The organism is Sphingomonas sp. AOB5 (assembly GCF_029433115.1).
Classification (GTDB): domain Bacteria; phylum Pseudomonadota; class Alphaproteobacteria; order Sphingomonadales; family Sphingomonadaceae; genus Sphingomonas.
On record NZ_JARNTV010000013.1, the window covers coordinates 26001 to 44982 of the forward strand.

An 18982-nucleotide genomic window follows, 5' to 3' on the forward strand; every position below is an offset into this window, starting at 1 on the left:
CCACGGACCACATCGCTCGCGGATAATACCCCTCCGTCAGCCTACGGCTGCCACCTCCCCCTCCGGGGGAGGATTTGGAGGGTGTAATCCCTTGAAATGTTGGATTTCGCCTGCTCCGATCGCTGCGCAGAACCGCTCTTTGACAGTGTCGATCCGGATCGGACAAATTAGGCGAACACCGTCAGCTCAGGCCGGCTGTCGGCATAGCAGAGTGCAGGCTGGTCGAAGCGAAATCCCCCCGTCGCCAGCCGCGCAAATATCTGTCGGGTATGGTCGGTGCTCGCGCGGCTGTCCTCCACCGCGCGGCCGTCGTTCAGCGTCGGCTCGGATACCAGCAGCCCGTTGGACTTGCGGATCAGCGCCCCGGCTTCGAGCAGCAGGTTCACCCGCCGCTGCGTCGTCGATGCGGGCAGCCCCAGCGCCCGCGCAACGACGCTCGCCGGCACCGGCGCCCGCATGCTTTCCGACGGCAGCCGGTTGAAGTCCGAATAATGGAGCGAGACCTTGCGGTCATAGGTGAAGGGACGCGCATTGGCGCACATGATCGTCGTCACGATCAGCAGGTCGAGCCAGCAGCTATAGCGCGGCGCATGGAACTCGAGGCCCGTCAGCAGGATATCGTGCGCCGCCACCAGCCCGGTGCGCCAGTCATAGGCAACCTGCGGCCGCGTTTCGGGCAAGGGCATGTCGAACCACACCATGTCCTCCATCAGCCGCACCAGCACGTCGTGATGCATGCGGAACAGCGCGGCGATATCGGGCCGGTCGTGCACATCCGCGGGCACGATCACGCCCGCTGCGGTACGCAGGCATAGCCCGGCCCCGGTCAGCCCCTTCACATGCCGCCGCACCGTCTCGAACGGACGGGAGAGCGATGCGGCCAGCGCGTTGATGCTGATTCCCTTCGCAGTCCCCCGCTCGCCTGCCCCGGCATGCCCGTCGGACAGCTGGAACAGCGTCCCGCTATGCCGCGCGATCACCATGAACAGGATGGCGCGATCCAGATCGCCGTCGAACACCCGCAGGCCATAGGCGGTCGCACTGGTCTGCATCTCGGCAAGCAGGCGCACCAGCAATCGCCCGCGATTGTAACGCGGCAATTGCGATGCGGAGAGAGGCCTGACGTCGCTCATCGCGCGCGACCATGCCCGAAATGAGTATGCCCACAAGATGCGAATGCCCAGAATGAGTATCCGCATTTTCTCGCGGAAATCCGCCGTTTTGCGGGTTTGTCAAAGGCCGCCCGGAAGCGTTTGAAATCGCGGGCCGGACTTCACGACGTCCGCCCGCCGGTATCGTGCTCCCTTGGCAAAATCGACGGACCGAGTGGCCTGAAAAGCGAGGGACAAGCGCGGACACAGGAAGGAAATCATTGGCTGGTCTCAGCCACCGCATGTTTCAGCGTATTATTTCCCACCCCGATGCCCTTCCGGATCTCGATGCCTGGGAATGGCTGATCGATGCGCTTGCCGCAGAGATGGACCGCGCTCCCGATGACCGGGATGGACTGATCGCCGCCCTGTCCGAACGCGCCGAGGGTCCGGCGCTCGCTCTGGTCGAGCGCATCGCTGCTCGGTTGCGGCCGCAGGAACCGGATGCGGGGCTGGAACCCTATCTCGGCTTCCTGCTCCGGCCCTAGTCGCCGCTGACCTTCAGCGGGCCCAGATCGCCCATCCCCACCGTGCCGCTAGCCATCGCCAGCATCCGGTCGAGGCTCTTCTTCGCCTTCAGGCGCAGCCCTTCCTCGATCTCGATCCGCGGCTCGAGGTCGCGCAGCGCGAGGTAGAGCTTCTCCATCGTGTTCAGCGCCATGTACGGGCAGATGTTGCAGTTGCAGTTCCCGTCCGCGCCCGGCGCGCCGATGAAGGTCTTTTCCGGAACCGCCTTCTCCATCTGGTGGATGATGTGCGGCTCGGTCGCGACGATCAGCGTGTCGCCGGGGAAGGTCTTGGCAAACTCAAGGATGCCGCTGGTCGATCCGACATAATCGGCATGATCGATCACGTGCGGCGGACATTCGGGATGCGCGGCGACCGGCGCGTCGGGATGCTGGGCCTTCAGCTTCAGCAACTCGGTTTCGCTGAACGCCTCGTGCACGATGCACACGCCCGGCCACAACAGCATGTCGCGGCCCATCTTGCGGTTGATGTATCCACCCAGATGCTTGTCCGGACCGAAGATGATCTTCTGGTCCATCGGGATCTGGCTCAGGATCTTCTCGGCCGACGAGCTGGTCACGATGATGTCGGACAGCGCCTTCACCTCGGTCGAGCAGTTGATATAGGTCAGCGCGATGTGATCGGGATGCTGCGCGCGGAACGCCGCGAACTGATCGGGCGGACAGCTATCCTCCAGGCTGCATCCGGCGTTCATGTCCGGGAGCACGACGATCTTTTCCGGGCTCAGGATCTTGGCGGTATCGGCCATGAAGCGCACGCCGCAGAACGCGATCACATCGGCATCGGTATCCGCCGCCTTGCGCGACAGATCGAGGCTGTCGCCGACGAAATCTGCCAGATCCTGGATCTCGGGCTTCTGATAATAATGCGCGAGGATGACGGCATTGCGCTCCTTGCGCAGCCGGTCGATCTCGGCACGCAGATCGAGTCCGCTCAGGCTTCCACCGATACCGTTACGCGCGTCCATTCCCGGTCCCTTCATTATCGGACCCGCACATGGCCCTCGGCGCCCGCGGGATCAACCCGCAGCCGCTGCTATTGCCGGTTTGCGTAGACGTCCTCGGGCCGCCGCGACATGTCCCAGCGCTCGCGATTGCTGCGGTCGCCTTCGTCGGCGAAGCGCACCGTGACATTGGCGGTGATGCCCGCCGCCCGCAGCGGCAGCGCGAAGTTGTTTTCCACCGCACGCCGCGTCGCCTCACGCGCCATCCGCATCGGTGTCGCCTCGCGCGCCTGCCGGACCAGCTCCACCCGGGCCGCCTGACGATTGGCGGCGTCCAGCTTCGCCTCGGCATCGGTCAGCGCCATCAGGATACCGCCTTCGCCATATTCGCGGATCTGGTCGATATCGACATCGGGGCCGATCACCTCGACCGGCGGCAGGGTGATGGTCAGCGTGTTGCTGCCCGCATCCCAGCTAAGGTCCTTGTCGCTCAGTTTGGACAGGTCGACTTCGTAGCGGACCGATCCGGGCATGATCAGCGTCTTCTGCGCGGTCAGGCCCAGCCGGCTCTGCTTCGAGGTCACCACGGCGACATAGCGCGCGGCAAAGGTCGAGAGCCGGTTCTGCTCGCGCAGTCCCTGCAGGCTCGAGGTCGCCACGGTCACGGGATCGGGTTCGAGGAAGCGCTTCTTCAGGCTGTCGCCCAGGAACCAGAAGCCCGCCGCGATCGCGCCGAGGATCAGGATGGCGAGGATCACCGCGTTGACGCAGCCGCCAAGGCCACTGCCGCGCCTGCGTTCGCGCTCGGTCACGCCGCCATCTTCCATGTGTCGCCCTCCCCGTCCACGAGTCCGCGCGCCTTGAGGTCGATCAGGTGCGCCTGCACCGAACGCGCCGCGGCTCCGGTGAGCCGCGGATCGAGTCCGACATACATGCGCGCAACCATATCGGGAATCTCGGTCACCTCCTCCTTGAGCAAACGCAGGATCTGCCCTTCGCGTTGCTTGCGGTGTCCGATCAGCCCGCGGACGAAGCGGTGCGGCCGCTCCACGGGGTCGCCATGGGCGGGGTAATAGATCTTGTCCTGATCGCGCGCCATCAGCTTGGCGAGGCTCGCCATGAACATCGCCATGTCGCCATCGGGCGGCGCGATCACGGTGGTCGACCAGCCCATCACATGATCGCCGGTGAACAACGCGCCATTCTCACGAACGGCGTAACAGAGATGGTTGGAAGTATGCCCCGGCGTCGCAACCGCCTCGATCGTCCAGCCCTGCCCCGACAGCGTCTCGCCATCGGTCAGCACGCGATCGGGCATGTAGTCGCGGTCGAACGCCGCATCAGCGCGCGGCCCATTGTCGGTCAGCACCAGCGGCGCGCAGCCAATGATCGGCGCACCGGTCAGCACCTTCAGCGGCGCCGCGGCGGGGCTGTGGTCGCGATGGGTGTGGGTGCACAGGATCGCCACGACCGGCCGGCCCGCGATTGCGGTCATCAGCGCATCGAGATGCGCGGACTCGTCGGGACCCGGATCGATCACCGCCAGATCGGTCGTGCCGACCAGATAGGTCTCGGTGCCGGTATAGGTATAGGGCGAGGGATTGGGCGCGATGATGCGCGTCACGAGAGGATCGAGCGCCTGCGCCACGCCGGTTAGAGCTTCGATCATGCCCTCGATGTGGCCGCTCATGCCCGCGATGACAAGAGCAGACCCCGGAAAGGCAACGGGGCCGGCTGCGAAGGAGAGCAGCCGGCCCCGCCTAGAGGCATTCGTGAAAGGGGCATTATCCCGAATGCCTCCCCCTAGTCTGGGGACCGGCCTCCCTCCCTGAAGGCCGGTCCCCGGGATTGTTCCCGGGGGCTTGGGATCAATCCTTGTGCTTTTCCTTGGCCTGCTGCTCGATCTCGGAAATCGCGGAGTCGATGCCCTTCAGCGCGTCGCGCTTCTGGTCGGCGGTCAGGTTGGTATCCCGCTCGATGGTGGTGCGGGCATGGCGCAGGCCGATCAGTGCCGAGCGCAGCCCGGTCTCACGGGCCTGGAACGCCATCACCCGGGCTTCACCGGCGCGGACACGCGCCTCGCCGCTGGCCACGCGGATGCGATTGACGCAGACGGTGATCTTCTGCTTGCCGTCCGGACCCGGCTTGGGATGTACGACCATCGCCTCGCCGCCTTCGCCTTCCTTGCAGTTGCCCGACTGGACATCTGGGATCATCGCCATGATCTCGGCTTCGGTCGGCACTTCGGTGCGCTCGCCATCGTGGCGGATCATCACGACGCGCTTCTTGCCGTCCGTGCCCTTCTCGCCTTCCTTGCCGTCCTCGGTGACGGTGTAGGTGTAGACGCGGCGCTCGACGCGCGGGGCCCCCGGTGCCGGCGGCGCATCCTTCGCGGCAGGCGGCTTGGGGGCGTCCGGGGCCTTGGGCGGCGGCGGGGCATCCTGGCCGGTCAGCGTGATGCCGGTCGCAGCTTCCACCTTCGAGGTGATCCGCTCGGCAGCCTGGGTGCCCGAGGCGGTCAGCGCCAGCGCGGCGGCGGACAGGCCGCCCAGCCCCAGCGTGCCGGCGATCAGCCGCAGCGGGGAAATCTTGTTGGTCTTCGAAAGCATGCGTAACCTCCCTTTGACTTCATTTATCGTGTGCAGATGACATGCCGCCGAGACCGCACCCCCATGCGCGGACTTGACGATTGCGCGACCATAGGCATGGCGCAGCGCCTGGTGGCGGCCGGCGAGCACGAGCGCGTCGCAAGCCATTTCCTGATCGGCGCGGAAGGCGCGGAAGGCCTTCCAGGCGACCGGATTGAACCAGTGAAGAGCGAGCACGAGCAGTGCGACCCAGTTGGCGATCAGATCGCCGCGGACATGGTGGCCAAGCTCATGGGCCAGCGCGAGGGCGCGCTCCTGCTCGTCATAGCGTTCGGCGAAATCGCGCGGGAACGCGACGTACTTGTGCCAGATGCCGAAGGCGAGCGGGCCATGCGCGGCGTCGGTCTCGATCACCCGCACCTTGCCCTGCGCCACCGTCCGGTCGATCCGCGCGCGGCTGAGCAGCTTGCGGCAAAAGCGGCTGTGCGCGATCAGGTGATAGGCGAGGAACGCCAGCGCTCCGATCGCCCACAGGCCGATCAGCAACAGCGCGATGCTGGGCCCGCCCTCGACCGTGGTCGGCGGCACGACCGCGAAATGCGCCGCCTGTCCGGCAATCTCGACCGTACCCTGTGTCACCGCATGCTGCGCCAGTTCGGCGGGCATGGTGTCGGCGTTCAGCACGCCCATGGTGACGCCCGGTCCATCGATCGCCTCCTGCGTCACCGGGGCCAGCACGCGGGTCAGTTGCCAGTCGCCCGGCAGCGGCGGCATCACCAGCCGCAGCACCGGCAACAGCCACAGTGCATAGGCCATGCCGGGGCCGAACGCCTTGCGCACCGGCGCGCGCACCACGAGGACCAGCAGCATCAGCAACGTGGTCGCGATGAAGGTTTCCAGAACCCAGGCCATCATGACTTGAGATCCTTCAGCAGAGCCTCGATCTCGGCGATGTCCTGATCGGTGATCGCGTCACGCTCGGCCAGATGCGCCACCAGCGGGGTCAGCCGGCCGCCGAACAGCCGGTCCATCAGCTTGCGCGATTCACCCGCGACATAATCGCCACGCTCGACCAGCGGGCGGTACAGATAGCGCCGCCCTTCCTCCTGATGCGCGATCACATCCTTGGCGAGCAGACGCCCGAGCAGCGTCTTGACCGTGTTCGCGCTCCAGCCGCGTTCGGCAGGCACGCGCTCGGCGACTTCCTGCGCGGTAAGCGGGGACTTGTCCCACAGCACTTCCATCACGGCATGCTCTGCGTCGCTGATCCGTTCGGTCATTTCACCCTCTTAATGACTACGTCTGTAATCGACGATTACGTCTGTAGTCAAACGGGTGAACGCTGGCTGAACGGAATCTGTCAGCTTCGTTGGCAGCTACGGGATTCTACGCAGGAAAATGTCGGATCGCTTTACAACCTGCATCAAGCCGCAAGTAGCGTTAACCATCGAAACGCACGCAAAACCGCGGCTCTCTGCAACTGGCACGCCGCCTGCAAAGTATAAGGCACCCCGAGCGTTCAGCGCTTCATTCCAGGGTGGGTCGACCAGCTTAACGGTCTCGCGTCGGCCCACCCTACCCGGGCTTCCTGCATCTTCCCCTTCCGAAATTCGTATCTGCTGGTGTACGCAGATTCGCGAAAAGGGGGCAGCCATGACCGAACTTCCCGCCACGACTCAGCCTGCCGCGGTGCCTGTAGCGCAACCGCCGCGCGGCATCGCCGCTTCGGCCAAGGCAGGCGCGCTGAAGGCATTGGGCAAGGTGCGGACCGAGGCGGGCGAAGCGATCGAGGCCGTCGGTGTATCGGTCCAGCGGCTGCACATGCGGATCCTGCTGATTGTCGCGGGCTTGCTGCTGATGCTGTTCCTCGGCGCGCTGTTCCGCAGTTGGGGGCTGCTCTGGGTCAACTACATCCTGATCGCCCTGTTCGGGCTGGGCGCGATCTACGCGTTCCTTCAGCCGGTCCATGTCGCGGGGATGCTCGCGGTCGGCGGCGGCGTCGCGGTGGTGCGCGACATGGGGACGGCAGGGAACGCGCTGCTCGGCTATGCGAAGATCCTCGGGCGGGTCTTCCTTGCCTTCCTGATCCCGTTGCTGCTGTTCGCACTGGCGCCGGGGGACCGGTCGCTCGGCTCTTCGCTGCCGTTCATCGTGCTGGCGCCGGTGGTGGTGCTGGCGATGTGGCTGTTCGGCCGGGTCGCGCCCAAGGTCGAAAAGTTCGTGTTCGTCGCCTTGCCCCTGCTCGCGCTGACCATCGCGGTGAGCAACATGCTGATCCCCGAGCGGATGCTCGCCGGCCTCGGCATTCCCGCATGGCTGCGCACCGGGCGGCCGCAGGACGAGGAACTGGCGCGGCTGGAAACCATGCTCGAGAAGCAGCGCAACGAAGCCCAGGCCCAACAACTCCGCGCGATCAGCCAGAAGGTCGAACGTGGCGAGCCGCTGACCGATGCCGATCTGGCGGTGATCGCGCAGGCGCAGAAGGACCGGGTAACGCTGACCGGCTGGTTCGGCGATCGCTACAAGGATGTCGAGGCGCGCGTGGCGAACTGGACCAAGGCACAGGCCGCGCCCAAGCCGGTCATCCCGGCGGGCGGGACCGTGAGCGTACCGTCGAAGGGCTGGTCCGCCGCAGTCGCAGTGCCCGTTGGCTTCACCTTGTGCGCTGCCGCCACTCACCGGGTGCAATGCCATCCGGCGGGCAAGGATGCGGGCCTGTGGTACGAAGGTAGCGCGCGCTGCGCCGAAACGAAGATCGACAGCAAGCGCTTCCGCGCCCGCCGCGGCACCCAGTCGCTCGGCTACAACTACGTCCCGGCAGGAAGCGCCTGCCCCACGAGCTAAATCAGCCCGCCTTCACGCCCGAATCGGCGAACAGCTGCGCCAGTTCGCCGCTCTCGTACATCTCCATCATGATGTCCGAGCCGCCGACGAACTCGCCCTTCACATAGAGCTGGGGGATGGTCGGCCAGTCCGAAAAGGCCTTGATGCCCTGACGGATGCCCTGATCCTGCAGCACGTCGACGCTCTCGAACTCGACGCCGAGATGGTTGAGGATCGAGATGGCGCGGTTCGAGAAGCCGCACTGCGGGAACAGCGGGCTGCCCTTCATGAACAGCAGTACGTCGTTCGAATCGACGAGTCCCTGGATGCGGTCCTGCGTGTCGTCGCTCATCTCTTACTCCTCGACCGGCGCTTCGGTGGTCAGTTGTAGCGCGTGGAGTACGCCGCCCATCCTGCCGCCCAGCGCCGCATAAACGGCCTGATGCTGCCGCACGCGCGGCATGCCCCGGAACATCGGAGCCACCACGCGCGCCGCATAATGATCGCCGTCGCCGGCAAGATCGGTGATCTCGACGCGGGCATCGGGGATGCCCGCGCGGATCAGTTCCTCGATCTCGGCTGCGGCCATCGGCATGTTACTGCGATTCCATCAGCTGGCGGCGGGCCTCGACGGTCTTCTCGTCCAGCGCGCGGCGCACGGTCGCATCATCGGTCTCGACGCCCGCTGCGAGCAGATCGCCCAGCAGCTTGCGGATGACGTCCTCGTCACCGGCTTCCTCGAAATCGGCCTGCACCACCGCCTTGGCATAGGCATCGGTCTCTTCCGCGGTCAGGCCCATCTGCACAGCGGCCCACTGGCCGACGAGACGGTTACGGCGCGCGGTGACGCGGAACGCCATATCCTCGTCCCGGGCGAACTTCGCCTCGAATGCCTTTTCGCGATCGTCGAAACTGGTCATGGCTACCCCTGAGCATTGGTTTCGCCCGAGATAGGTGGGCGATGCCGGTTGGGCAACCTCTCAGACGATCAGTCGCCCACCTTCACCACAAGCTTCCCGATTGCACCGCGCGCGGCCATCTTGGCGATGGCCTGTCCGCCATCGGCGAAGGCGAAGGTTTCCGAGACCTTGGGTCCGATCTTGCCCTCGTCCCAAAGGCGGAACAGCGTATCGAGATGTGCGGCGTTCGCTTGTGGGGAGCGCGCGGCGAAGGCACCCCAGAAGACACCGCACACGTCGCAGCTCTTGAGCAGGGTCAGGTTGAGCGGGAGCTTTGGGATGCCGGCGGGGAAGCCGACGACCAGATACCGACCCTCCCACGCGATCGAACGCAGCGCCGGTTCGGCATAGTCGCCGCCGACCGGATCGTAGATCAGGTCGGCGCCATTGGGCCCGACCGCAGCCTTGAACTGATCGGCCAGCGCCTTGCTGGCCTCCTTGTCGAAGGGTGCGCGTCCGTAGATCAGCGTTTCGTCCGCGCCCGCCGCCTTCGCAGCCTCCGCCTTTTCCTCCGACGAGACCGCCGCGATCACTCGCGCGCCATAAGCCTTGCCCAGTTCGATCGCCGCCAGCCCGACACCGCCGGCCGCACCCAGCACCAGCAGGGTCTGGCCTGCCTTCAGATGCCCGCGGTCCAGCAGCGCGTGGATCGTGGTAGCATAGGTCAGCACCAGCGACGCGCCCTCGGCGAAGCTGCGGCCCTCGGGGAGCTTGAGCAGGCGCGAGGCATCGATCGCGATCTTCTCGACCAGCCCGCCATGGCCGGTCATCGCCAGCACGCGATCGCCGACCGACCAGCCGGTTACGCCTTCGCCCACGCTTTCGATCACACCCGAAATCTCACCACCCGGCGCGAAGGGGCGCGGCGGCTTGAACTGATACTTGTCCTCGATGATCAGCACGTCGGGATAGTTGATCGCGCAGGCCTTCACCGCGACCACGACCTGGCCCTTGCCCGCTTGCGGATCGGGCATTTCCTCGAGCGTTAGAGTTTCAGGTCCGCCCGGCGCCTTCGACAGCAAAGCCTTCATGTCCGCTCCCAACCGTGATCCACGGCCGTGACTCGACCGCATCGCTTTCGAATTTCGAAATCGCGGTATCTCGGGCCAAGGTCAAGCCGATCTCGTCGAGTCCCTGCATCAGGCAGTCGCGGCGGAACGGGTCCATCTCGAAGGTGAAGCGATCCTGGAAGGGCGTGGTGACGGTCATCGTCTCCAGATCGATGGTCACTTCGTCGGTCTTGGCGACTTCGACCAGCCGATCGATCGCTTCCTGCGGCAGCACCACGGCGACGATGCCGTTCTTGAATGCGTTGCCCGAGAAGATGTCCGAATAGCTGGGCGCGATCACCGCGGTGATGCCCATATCGGCCAGCGCCCATGCGGCATGTTCGCGGCTCGATCCGCAGCCGAAATTCTCGCCCGCGATCAGGAGCGGCGAACCGGCATAGCGCGGATCGTCGAACAGATTGCCCGGCTCTGCGCGCACCGTCTCGAACGCGCCCTTGCCCAGCCCCTTGCGCGTGGTGGTCTTCAGCCAGTGCGCGGGGATGATGACGTCGGTGTCGATATTCTTGGCGCCCCAGGGATAGGCGCGGCCATGGACGGTGCGGACAGGTTCCATTATTTTGCCTTCGGAATAGCGGGGACTTTGGCGATGTCCGCCGGCTCGTGCTGGATGACGATCACGGCCTTCTCCTTCGCCGCCAGCCCGCGGAAGCGGTCGCTGGAGACCAGCGTCTGCGCGCGGTCGGCGTTGAAGATCGGGACCAGATTCTTGTCGAAACTCTCCTGCGCGTGGAACTGGTCGCCCGATAGCAGCAGTGGCGGACCGCCCGTCACGCGCACCAGCAGCGCATAATGGCCTGGCGTGTGGCCGGGCAGCGAGATCATCGTCACGCTGCCATCGCCGAACACGTCGTGATCGCCGGTCAGCGGCAGCGATTTCGACGCGAGCGTGAGCCAGGGCATCAGTCCCTCGCGCTCACTCAGCGTCGTCGATTTGGAGAGCCGGTCGAAATCGGGCTGGCCGATCAGCAGCGTCGCGCCGGGGAAATCGAGTGCCTGGCCGATATGATCGAAATGATGATGGCTGATGCCGACATATCTGACCTGCTCGGGCTTCACGCCCAGCCGCGCGATCTGCGTCACGATCCGCTCGTCGAGCATCACCTTGTTGCCGCCGCTGGTCATCGGATTGCCGACCAGCGCGCCGTTCAGCCCGGTATCCCACAGCAGATATTCGTCGCCATGCCGGATCAGGTAGCAGCTCGCGACGACCGTATGCGGCTTGCCCTTGTAATCGCCGGAATCGCTGAACGGCCCGAAATCGGCGAAGTCGATCCTGCCGCAATCGATGCGCCACAGCTTAACCTCTGCCGCGGCACTGGCCGGAGCAGGGACTTCGACGGTTGGCTGGAACAGCGCAAGCGCGCTGGCGATGGCGAGTGTGGCGATCTTCAATGCGCGAACTCCCTCGGGCTGGCGCTGCCGACCCTAGGCGTTCGCGAAACCGAAGAAAATCTCAGTTCGCGAAGAGGTGCTTGCCCGATCCGGCCAGCTCGGCCTTGATCGGCACCGAAGGCGCGCGCGCGGAGGCCGACCAGGCCGCGGCCGCGCCGCACAATACCGTACCCGCAACAAGCAAAATCAGCGCCCGCTTCATCGCTCATCCCCATCTACTCACGCCTGCCGCGTCATCAGATCCCTGACGTCGGTCAGCCGCCCCGTTACCGCTGCTGCCGCGGCCATTGCCGGCGACAACAGATGCGTCCGGGCCCCCGGACCCTGCCTTCCTACAAAATTCCGATTCGAGGTGGAAGCACAACGTTCGCCGCTAGGTACTTTATCGGGGTTCATCGCGAGACACATCGAGCAACCCGGCTCGCGCCACTGGAAGCCTGCTTCGGTGAAGATCCGGTCCAGTCCCTCGGCCTCGGCCTGGCGCTTTACCAGACCCGAACCCGGCACAATCAGCGCCTGACGCACGCCATCGGCGACATGGCGGCCCTCGACCACCGCAGCCGCGGCGCGCAGATCCTCGATCCGGCTGTTGGTGCAGCTGCCGATAAAGACATGTTCGATCGCCACGTCCTGCATCGCGGTGCCGGGCGTCAGGCCCATATAGTCGAGCGACTTCTGTGCCGCGACGCGCTTGGACGGATCGGCGAAGCTCTCCGGATCGGGGACCACGCCGGTGATCGGCACGACGTCCTCGGGGCTGGTGCCCCAGGTGAGCGACGGCGCGATATCGGTCGCGTGGAGCTGGACGACGCTGTCGTAGCGCGCGCCCGGATCGCTGGGCAGCGTGCGCCAATAGGCGACGGCCTTGTCCCAATCCTCGCCCTGCGGCGCCATCGGGCGGCCCTTGAGGTAAGCGAAGGTCGTCTCATCCGGCGCGATCAGGCCCGACCGCGCGCCGCCTTCGATCGACATGTTCGAGACGGTCAACCGGCCCTCGATCGACATGTTGCGGATCACGTCGCCGGTAAACTCGATGACATAGCCGGTGCCGCCCGCAGCGCCGATCTTGCCGATGATCGCCAGGATCACATCCTTGGGGCTGACCCCGAAACCGAGTGAGCCATCGACGCGGATCTCCAGCGTCTTCGACTGACGCAGCAGCAAGGTCTGCGTCGCGAAGACATGCTCGACTTCGCTGGTGCCGATGCCGAACGCCAGCGCACCCAAAGCGCCGTGCGCCGAGGTATGGCTGTCACCGCAAACCAGCGTCGTGCCCGGCAGGGTAAAGCCCTGCTCCGGCCCGACGACATGGACGATGCCCTGCTCGGCGGCGGTCGCGTCGATATAGCGGATGCCGAACTCGGCAGTGTTCCGGCGCAGCGCAGCCAGCTGGTTCGCGCTCTCCGGATCGGCGATCGGCAGTTCGCGCCCCGCGGCATCGAGCCGCGCGGTGGTGGGCAGGTTATGGTCTGGCACTGCCAGGGTCAGATCGGGACGGCGCAGCTTGCGACCGGCCTCGCGAAGCCCGTCGAACGCCTGCGGGCTGGTCACCTCATGGATAAGGTGCCGGTCGATATAGACCAGACAGGTGCCATCATCCCGGCGCTCGACCACATGATCGGCCCAGATCTTCTCATACAGGGTGCGCGGACTCGCCATGGGCGCGGTCTAGTCGAATCGTGCGCACCTGCAAGCATCGCCGCAATTTTCCATCGCGAAGCCCAGCTATCTGGTGGCGAGCAGCCAGATCGCCACTGCGGCGAACAACGCGAGCATGAGAATCTGAAGGAAGATGAGGGGGTAATAGACAAGATAATCCATCAAACCCCTGCCGACCGGCGGCAGGACAATCCCTCGCGCCGCAAGGTGGCGATTTATTTCCGCGCGAAACAGGACCGATGGATTCATCGTACACGTGACGCGGGCCAGCGCCAGATATCCATATCCTGGAACTTTCCCCGTGACGGCGGCGAAGAAAGACTTCAAGTGCCGGATTCCCTGAGAATAATCGTAGAAGCGACGATATTCCGGGAAATAGGTTGCACGCCCCTTGTCGAAGGACAGGAAGGCGCATCGATACCCTTCATAGGGTATCGGCACACCCAACTGCCAGATATTCTTCGAGAATTGACTGACATCGAAGTCAGGGACGTCGACCCAGGGAATGAAGAATATTACCTTCCCCAGCATTTTACGCTCGATGATCGCTGCCACTTCCCATTGCAATCCGCTCGATGCCCCAACGTGCACGACGATCAGCTGCGCAGCCTCGATCAGCCGGACGACTTCCTGTTGCCACTCTTCATCGGGCAGATAGCGCCGACCAGCCCCCAGCGTCGGGAGTTCCTCACCAGGACGTCCAATCGCGACGAAGTTGAATGCGCCACCCAACGCGCGGGAGACCGACTGTTCTGACGTCTCGAAGAGCGACAAACTGTTCTTGTTGCTGGCGATATGCGCGTCATGCTCGAAAGAACGAAGATAAAGCGCCGTCGGAAGCGTCTCGTCCACGGCATCGGACGCGCCACTCTCGACCAGGCGATACTGCCGAATCCTGTTGATATTCGTTCCAACCAGGATCGCTATAATTGACAGTGGAATGATCGCGATCGACTTGGCGATGCCTTTCGAATCGAAATATTCCCCTATAGCCACCGCGACCAGCATCACGACGATCGCCCCGGCGCAACCGAAGGACGTTGCGAGATAGGCCCTGGTCTTGCTCATCCGTTATTGTTGTTCCGCCTGTTTCTTCAGATAGGCGTGGATCGCATCGATCTCGGGATCGGTCAGCACCGCATAGCCGCCCAGCGCCGCGGTGCGCATCATGCCAAGGTCTCGATTGGTCATGCCGACGCCGGTGTGGAGCAGCTTGCGGAACGCCGCGGTGTCGTAGCTGGCGGCCATGGCGGCCAGCGGCGGGACGATCTGCTTGCCGTCGTCCGACGGGCGCTCACGGTCCATCGCGTGGCAGCCCAGGCACGACGTCTGCACCACATATTGCCCCATGTCCGCGGGACGCTGCTTCGGCGCGGCGCTCAGATCGTGCGCGCTGCCCTTGAACATGCCGGTCAGCACCAGCGCGCGGCCGACGGGTCCGAAGCTGGTGTTGCGCGTCTCGTCCTTGGGGCCAGGCTTCACGCTGCGGATCCAGGCGATGATCCGGCCCATATCGTCATCGGCGATATAGGCATGCGAGGCGCTGGGCATGACCCACAGGGTCGTCCCGTCGCGCCGCACGCCCTGACGCACCGCGCGGACGATCTCCGCATCACTGTAGCGACTGGCGATATCGGCAAAGGCGGGCGGCGCGATGCGGCCGAGCATCGGGTCGTCGAGCAGCACCAGCCCCTCACCGCTTGCGCCATGACAGTCGCGGCAACCCATCACCCGCGCCATCCGCCCGCCCTCGGCGATCGAGGCAGCGTCTTTCGGCACCGCGACAGTATCGAGCGGTGCGGCGTGGCTGCGGCTCAGCACCCATTGCGAACCGCCATAGACCACCGCCAGCGCCAGCACGATCAGTCCCGCCAGACCGATCCCCACCCTTTTCGCGATACGCACCATCTACCCTGATCCTTATGTGTATTGCTTGAATAATACACTTCGGCAAACAGGGCAAGACTATGAGCGAGTCAGGCCACGCCGATTCGTTCCTTGGGCGAAACATAGTCCGCATCGTGCGCGAAGGGTAGGTCCCTGCCCTCATGCAGCGCCGCCAGTATTGCGGCGAAGTCCGTCTCGCAGCGGAAGCCCCATTCCCGTTCGGCCAGCGATGCGTCGTACACCCGCCCGATACTGCGCGGCAGCTTCCACCCGCGCCGGGCATAGAGCGCCTCGGCGTCAGGGAAATGGCGTGCGATCACTGCGGGGGCATCGGCCTTCAGTTCGGCGCAGTCCGCCCGCGAAAACGGCGTCGGCGCGGACAGGACATAGGTGCCGAAGCCGATCGCCGGCGCCTTTTCCAGTGCCAGCAGATGCGCCCGTGCCGCGTCTTCCACCGTCAGGCGGCGATTGAGGAACTCGTTCGCCTTCATATTCTCGCCCGAAAGGTCGCGATGCGTGTCGTCCTCCTCAGGGAAGAAGCGTGCGGTGCGTAGTACGGCGCAGGACAATCCATGTTCGAGATGCGCGAGACGGCACAAATGCTCGGCCGCCAGCTTGGTCACGCCATAGATGTTGCGCGGCGCCAGCGGACCGCTGGTCTCGTCGAGCCAGATCGCTTCCGCGGCACGCTCGTCGCGGATCGCCTGGGTGATCATCAGCGAGGTGGTGGAGGTGAAGACGAACCGGTCGTGCCCGGCAATCCGCGCCGCCTCGAGCAGGTTCTGCGTGCCGCTGGCATTCACGTCGATGAATGCCTGTGCGGGATAGCGGACGATGTCCGGCTTGTGCAGCGCGCCGCCATGGATCACCGCTTCGATGCCGTGATCGCCGAACACGCGATCGACCAGCGCGCGATCGGCGACGCTGCCCACCACATCGGTGTCCGCGCTCGGCGCCACGTCCAGTCCGGTCACGACATGGCCCGCCTCGCGCAGCATCGGCGCGAGGAAGCGGCCCAGCCAGCCGGACGATCCAGTCAGAAGTACCCGCATGCCGCCCCAAGGCCCGGATCGCGCGCGGAAATCAACCCCGCCACGACAAAACCCGGCGAAAGTTACCGGCCAAAACAAAACTAGGTAGAAAGGCCGATCGTAGTTCGACTCAATTGTCCCGTGTCGGGATTCGAGTAAAAGGGCGCCACGTACCGAGGATTAGGTTCCTGAGGACTTCAAGGCCGGGCACCCCTGTGCCCGGCCTTTTCCATTCCGATCAGCCAATCGTTTGAAAATAAAGAGCGAAATAGGCGATCATCATCCCCAGAACCGCCACCGGGACCAACCTGTGCACCCAGCGGTTCGATGTTACCCATGCCAGCACGGTGAGCGCCAGCGCAGGCCCAAGGGTCGCATAGTTGGCAAGATCCATCATCGCCTCGGGCGGCAGGATCATCACGTTGGTGATCCAGCCCAGCACGCAGTAGATGCCGAACGCCGTCAGGAAGAGTCGCCGGTTGGTCACCAGATAGTCGCGCAGGTCGATCTCGCTGTCCCCGGCGCCCTTTGGCACCAGCCACAGCACATAGAGATAGATGGTCGACGCCTGGAGCAGCATGAACACCAGCGTCACCAGCCGCCACTGCCCCACGCCGCGCACCAGCCACAGGCTGGTCCGCCAGTCGAGCACCAGCAGGAAACCGATCACCAGCCACAGCGCATAGCCGAACGACCAGCGCACAAGCCCGCGCGCCCGGATCAGTTCGCCCGCGCCGGTCACCAGCTGTGCCAGCGCCAGCGACAGCATCACCGACAGCAGCACCATGAAATATTCGAAGATCGTCATCGTGGCCCTGCCCTCCCCGGCGCCGCGGACTATGCCGCCGCGTTCACCGGCGAGGCAAGCCGCTCGGCCGGATCGCTCGCGTCGGCCCAATCGCTCCGCCGCTTCAGCCAGGGGTTCACGAACAGCAGGGGCAGTTTCAGGAACAGCAATTCCGAATGGATGAACGTGTCGATCGCGCACTCCCACCATTTCGGGTCGCGCTTGCCATTGGCCTTCAGCCAGCCGTCATAGGGCGCCCAATGACTCGGCTCGTCGCGATGGACGACCTGGAAGATGCGGATCATCGCCTTGTCGTCGCGCACCAGTGGATGGCGCAGCAATATCTCGACCTGGCGGAAACCGCGCTGCTCGGTCAGCGAGATCACCCGGCACAATTTCTCGAACTGATCGTCCTCGGCAATGATCCGCTGCGTATCGAGATTGTCGATGGTGCGGTGGAACATGATCTCGACGAAGCGATCGATATGGCCGCAGGTGCGATCCACCTTCAGCGGCATCATGCCCTTCAGCTCGAACCAGCGCTTGAACATCACATAATGTTTGCGCTCGTCGGCACGGTGTTTCTCGATATCCGCGATCAGTTGCAGATCGTCGGGCGAGCGCGCGCGGACAGCCTCAAGCACCCGGTCGATGCTCGTATAGCCGCGATGCTCGTTATAGATGTAGATCGACGCCAGCAGGTCCAGATATCGGCGGCGGAATGCGGCAATCATGGGCGAAGGCTACGCCTCGTATGCCCCAGCGTCAAACAGTCAAATCAAGGGCTTACGGCAATCGCCGCCGCGATCGATGTCGCGGCGGCGATGCGGTTTTCACGCTGTGCCGTCAGCCTCAATCGAGACCCAGCTTCTGCGCGATCTTTCCGATCAGGCCGGGTTCCTTGCCCTTGGCGAGCTTGGCCTCGGCCTTCGCGTTATAGCCCGAGCTTTCGGGCGGTTCGTGGCTGTGCACCGGCTGGGTGGTCGCGGGCGGATCGGACGCGTCCATCGACTCGTCCAGACCGCGGTCCAGCCGCGCTTCCTTGCTTTCGGGGTTACGATAGAGGCGCTGGGCAATCGATTCATCCGTGCCCGCATCGGCAGCCAGCGTCGGGGCCGGCTTGCCTTCGTCCTCCATCACGGGCGCCACGGACATTCGGTCCAGCGCCGGATCGATCGGGTTCGCGTCCATTGTCACTCTCCAATTGAGCGTTGCCCTACTGAAACGGATGGAACCCGACCCCGTTCCCCGGCTCGGCGCAAAGAAAAACGGCCCGGCGAATTTCTCCGCCGGGCCGTTGATCCACATTATGTTCGAGCGACTTAATCCCGGCTGGAGCCGAACAGGCGCAGCAGGAACAGGAACATGTTGATGAAGTCGAGATACAGGTTCAGCGCACCCATGATCACGACCTTGCCCATCATGTCGGTGCCCGCGACATAAGCGTACATGCTCTTGATCTTCTGCGTATCGTAAGCGGTCAGGCCCGCGAACAGCAGCACGCCGGCGGCGCTGATCACCAGGCTGAGCGAATCAGACTGCATGAAGATGTTGATGATGCTCGCCACGATCAGGCCGACCACACCCATGATCAGGAAGGTGCCGAACGCCGACAGGTCCTTCTTGGTGGTGTAGCCCCACAGGCTGAGGCCCGCGAAGCCCGCCGCGGTCGCGAAGAAGCACTGCGCGATCGAGGTGCCGGTGTAGCGCAGGAAGATGGTCGAGAGCGAAAGGCCCATCAGCACCGTGTAGGTCCAGTACAGGGCCTGGAGCGTGCCGGTCGACATGCGGTTCTGGCCGAAGCTCATCGCGAGCACGATGATCAGCGGCGAGAAGATGATCGCCAGCGGCAGGAAACCGCCGCCCGAGAAGATCTGTGCGGCCAGCGACGTCTCGATGCCCCACGAGAACGCCATCGCGACGATGCCGGTCAGCAGCACGCCCGATGCCATGTAATTGTACACGGACAGCATGTACGCACGCAGGCCCGCGTCATAGGCCGCGCTGCGCGCATCCACCTGCGGCGCGTAGCCGACGCTCGGATTGGGATCGGACCAGTTGGCCATCTTCAACTCCTTTGCCGGCACATCTGCCGGTTTCACTCGGGAATATCATCGTTCCGGGGCCGATTTTCAAGCAAAACCCGGGTGCAGCGCCCTGTGTT

23 protein-coding genes are annotated in these 18982 nt (G+C 64.6%); 2 read left to right on the forward strand and 21 right to left on the reverse strand.

The genetic code is table 11. The features are described from left to right. Positions 1-167 precede the first annotated feature (167 nt). Positions 168-1133: an ArsR family transcriptional regulator gene (locus P1X14_RS08105; RefSeq protein ID WP_277314827.1), complete on the reverse strand. Its 966-nt coding sequence runs from the start codon at positions 1131-1133 to the stop codon at positions 168-170. A 260-nt stretch (positions 1134-1393) separates the two neighbouring features. Between P1X14_RS08105 and P1X14_RS08110 the strand changes: the two genes are divergently transcribed. After that, positions 1394-1639: a hypothetical protein gene (locus P1X14_RS08110; RefSeq protein WP_277314828.1), complete on the forward strand. Its 246-nt coding sequence runs from the start codon at positions 1394-1396 to the stop codon at positions 1637-1639. Here the strand turns inward: P1X14_RS08110 and nadA are convergent. The 5 genes from nadA to P1X14_RS08135 form a co-directional block, all read right to left on the reverse strand. Next, complete coding sequence (gene nadA, locus P1X14_RS08115; RefSeq protein WP_277314829.1) at positions 1636-2646, reverse strand: quinolinate synthase NadA; 1011 nt, start codon at positions 2644-2646, stop codon at positions 1636-1638. The genes P1X14_RS08110 and nadA overlap by 4 nt on opposite strands. Positions 2647-2714: 68 nt before the next feature. Then, positions 2715-3449, reverse strand: coding sequence for a DUF4230 domain-containing protein (locus P1X14_RS08120; RefSeq protein ID WP_277314830.1), 735 nt, complete (start codon positions 3447-3449; stop codon positions 2715-2717). After that, a complete protein-coding gene (locus P1X14_RS08125) occupies positions 3431-4312 on the reverse strand; it encodes an MBL fold metallo-hydrolase (RefSeq protein WP_277314831.1) in 882 nt (293 codons plus the stop codon). Before P1X14_RS08125 ends, P1X14_RS08120 begins: the two co-directional genes overlap by 19 nt. A gap of 178 nt (positions 4313-4490) precedes the next feature. Further along, positions 4491-6125 carry a M56 family metallopeptidase gene (locus P1X14_RS08130; protein WP_277314832.1) on the reverse strand — a complete coding sequence of 545 codons (1635 nt, stop codon included), beginning with the start codon at positions 6123-6125 and terminating at the stop codon, positions 4491-4493. Beyond that, the gene (locus P1X14_RS08135) at positions 6122-6490 is read right to left on the reverse strand and encodes a BlaI/MecI/CopY family transcriptional regulator (RefSeq protein WP_277314833.1); all 369 of its coding nucleotides are present in this window, start codon (positions 6488-6490) and stop codon (positions 6122-6124) included. Before P1X14_RS08135 ends, P1X14_RS08130 begins: the two co-directional genes overlap by 4 nt. A gap of 373 nt (positions 6491-6863) precedes the next feature. Between P1X14_RS08135 and P1X14_RS08140 the strand changes: the two genes are divergently transcribed. Then, positions 6864-8054: a hypothetical protein gene (locus P1X14_RS08140; RefSeq protein WP_277314834.1), complete on the forward strand. Its 1191-nt coding sequence runs from the start codon at positions 6864-6866 to the stop codon at positions 8052-8054. A gap of 1 nt (position 8055) precedes the next feature. Here P1X14_RS08140 and grxD read toward each other — a convergent pair whose 3' ends face one another. The 15 genes from grxD to P1X14_RS08215 all read right to left on the reverse strand — a co-directional run bounded on the left by grxD (position 8056) and on the right by P1X14_RS08215 (position 18884). Further along, positions 8056-8385, reverse strand: a complete 330-nt coding sequence (gene grxD / locus P1X14_RS08145) for a Grx4 family monothiol glutaredoxin (RefSeq protein ID WP_277314835.1) — start codon at positions 8383-8385, stop codon at positions 8056-8058. A 3-nt stretch (positions 8386-8388) separates the two neighbouring features. Next, positions 8389-8628 carry a BolA family transcriptional regulator gene (locus P1X14_RS08150; protein WP_277314836.1) on the reverse strand — a complete coding sequence of 80 codons (240 nt, stop codon included), beginning with the start codon at positions 8626-8628 and terminating at the stop codon, positions 8389-8391. A gap of 1 nt (position 8629) precedes the next feature. Next, on the reverse strand, positions 8630-8953 hold the full coding sequence (locus P1X14_RS08155) for a DUF1476 domain-containing protein (protein WP_277314837.1): 324 nt from the start codon (positions 8951-8953) through the stop codon (positions 8630-8632). 68 nt (positions 8954-9021) lie between these two features. Then, positions 9022-10023 carry an NADPH:quinone oxidoreductase family protein gene (locus P1X14_RS08160; protein WP_277314838.1) on the reverse strand — a complete coding sequence of 334 codons (1002 nt, stop codon included), beginning with the start codon at positions 10021-10023 and terminating at the stop codon, positions 9022-9024. After that, the gene (leuD, locus tag P1X14_RS08165) at positions 9986-10615 is read right to left on the reverse strand and encodes a 3-isopropylmalate dehydratase small subunit (protein WP_277314839.1); all 630 of its coding nucleotides are present in this window, start codon (positions 10613-10615) and stop codon (positions 9986-9988) included. Before leuD ends, P1X14_RS08160 begins: the two co-directional genes overlap by 38 nt. Then, entirely contained in the window at positions 10615-11454 is an 840-nt protein-coding gene (locus P1X14_RS08170; RefSeq protein WP_277314840.1) for an N-acyl homoserine lactonase family protein, read from the reverse strand. Before P1X14_RS08170 ends, leuD begins: the two co-directional genes overlap by 1 nt. Before the next feature lie 61 nt (positions 11455-11515). Continuing rightward, entirely contained in the window at positions 11516-11656 is a 141-nt protein-coding gene (locus P1X14_RS08175; RefSeq protein WP_277314841.1) for a hypothetical protein, read from the reverse strand. 17 nt (positions 11657-11673) lie between these two features. After that, the gene (gene leuC / locus P1X14_RS08180; RefSeq protein ID WP_277314842.1) at positions 11674-13113 is read right to left on the reverse strand and encodes a 3-isopropylmalate dehydratase large subunit; all 1440 of its coding nucleotides are present in this window, start codon (positions 13111-13113) and stop codon (positions 11674-11676) included. Between the two features lie 66 nt (positions 13114-13179). Next, positions 13180-14181, reverse strand: a complete 1002-nt coding sequence (locus P1X14_RS08185) for a hypothetical protein (RefSeq protein ID WP_277314843.1) — start codon at positions 14179-14181, stop codon at positions 13180-13182. Between the two features lie 3 nt (positions 14182-14184). Then, entirely contained in the window at positions 14185-15021 is an 837-nt protein-coding gene (locus P1X14_RS08190; RefSeq protein ID WP_277314844.1) for a c-type cytochrome, read from the reverse strand. A 68-nt stretch (positions 15022-15089) separates the two neighbouring features. Then, on the reverse strand, positions 15090-16052 hold the full coding sequence (locus P1X14_RS08195) for an NAD(P)-dependent oxidoreductase (protein WP_277314845.1): 963 nt from the start codon (positions 16050-16052) through the stop codon (positions 15090-15092). Positions 16053-16269: 217 nt separating this feature from the next. Then, the gene (locus tag P1X14_RS08200) at positions 16270-16839 is read right to left on the reverse strand and encodes a hypothetical protein (protein ID WP_277314846.1); all 570 of its coding nucleotides are present in this window, start codon (positions 16837-16839) and stop codon (positions 16270-16272) included. 29 nt (positions 16840-16868) lie between these two features. After that, a complete protein-coding gene (locus P1X14_RS08205) occupies positions 16869-17552 on the reverse strand; it encodes a ferritin-like domain-containing protein (protein WP_277314847.1) in 684 nt (227 codons plus the stop codon). A gap of 118 nt (positions 17553-17670) precedes the next feature. After that, positions 17671-17973: a hypothetical protein gene (locus tag P1X14_RS08210; protein ID WP_277314848.1), complete on the reverse strand. Its 303-nt coding sequence runs from the start codon at positions 17971-17973 to the stop codon at positions 17671-17673. 167 nt (positions 17974-18140) lie between these two features. Continuing rightward, on the reverse strand, positions 18141-18884 hold the full coding sequence (locus P1X14_RS08215) for a Bax inhibitor-1/YccA family protein (RefSeq protein WP_277314849.1): 744 nt from the start codon (positions 18882-18884) through the stop codon (positions 18141-18143). Between the last annotated feature and the right edge of the window lie 98 nt (positions 18885-18982).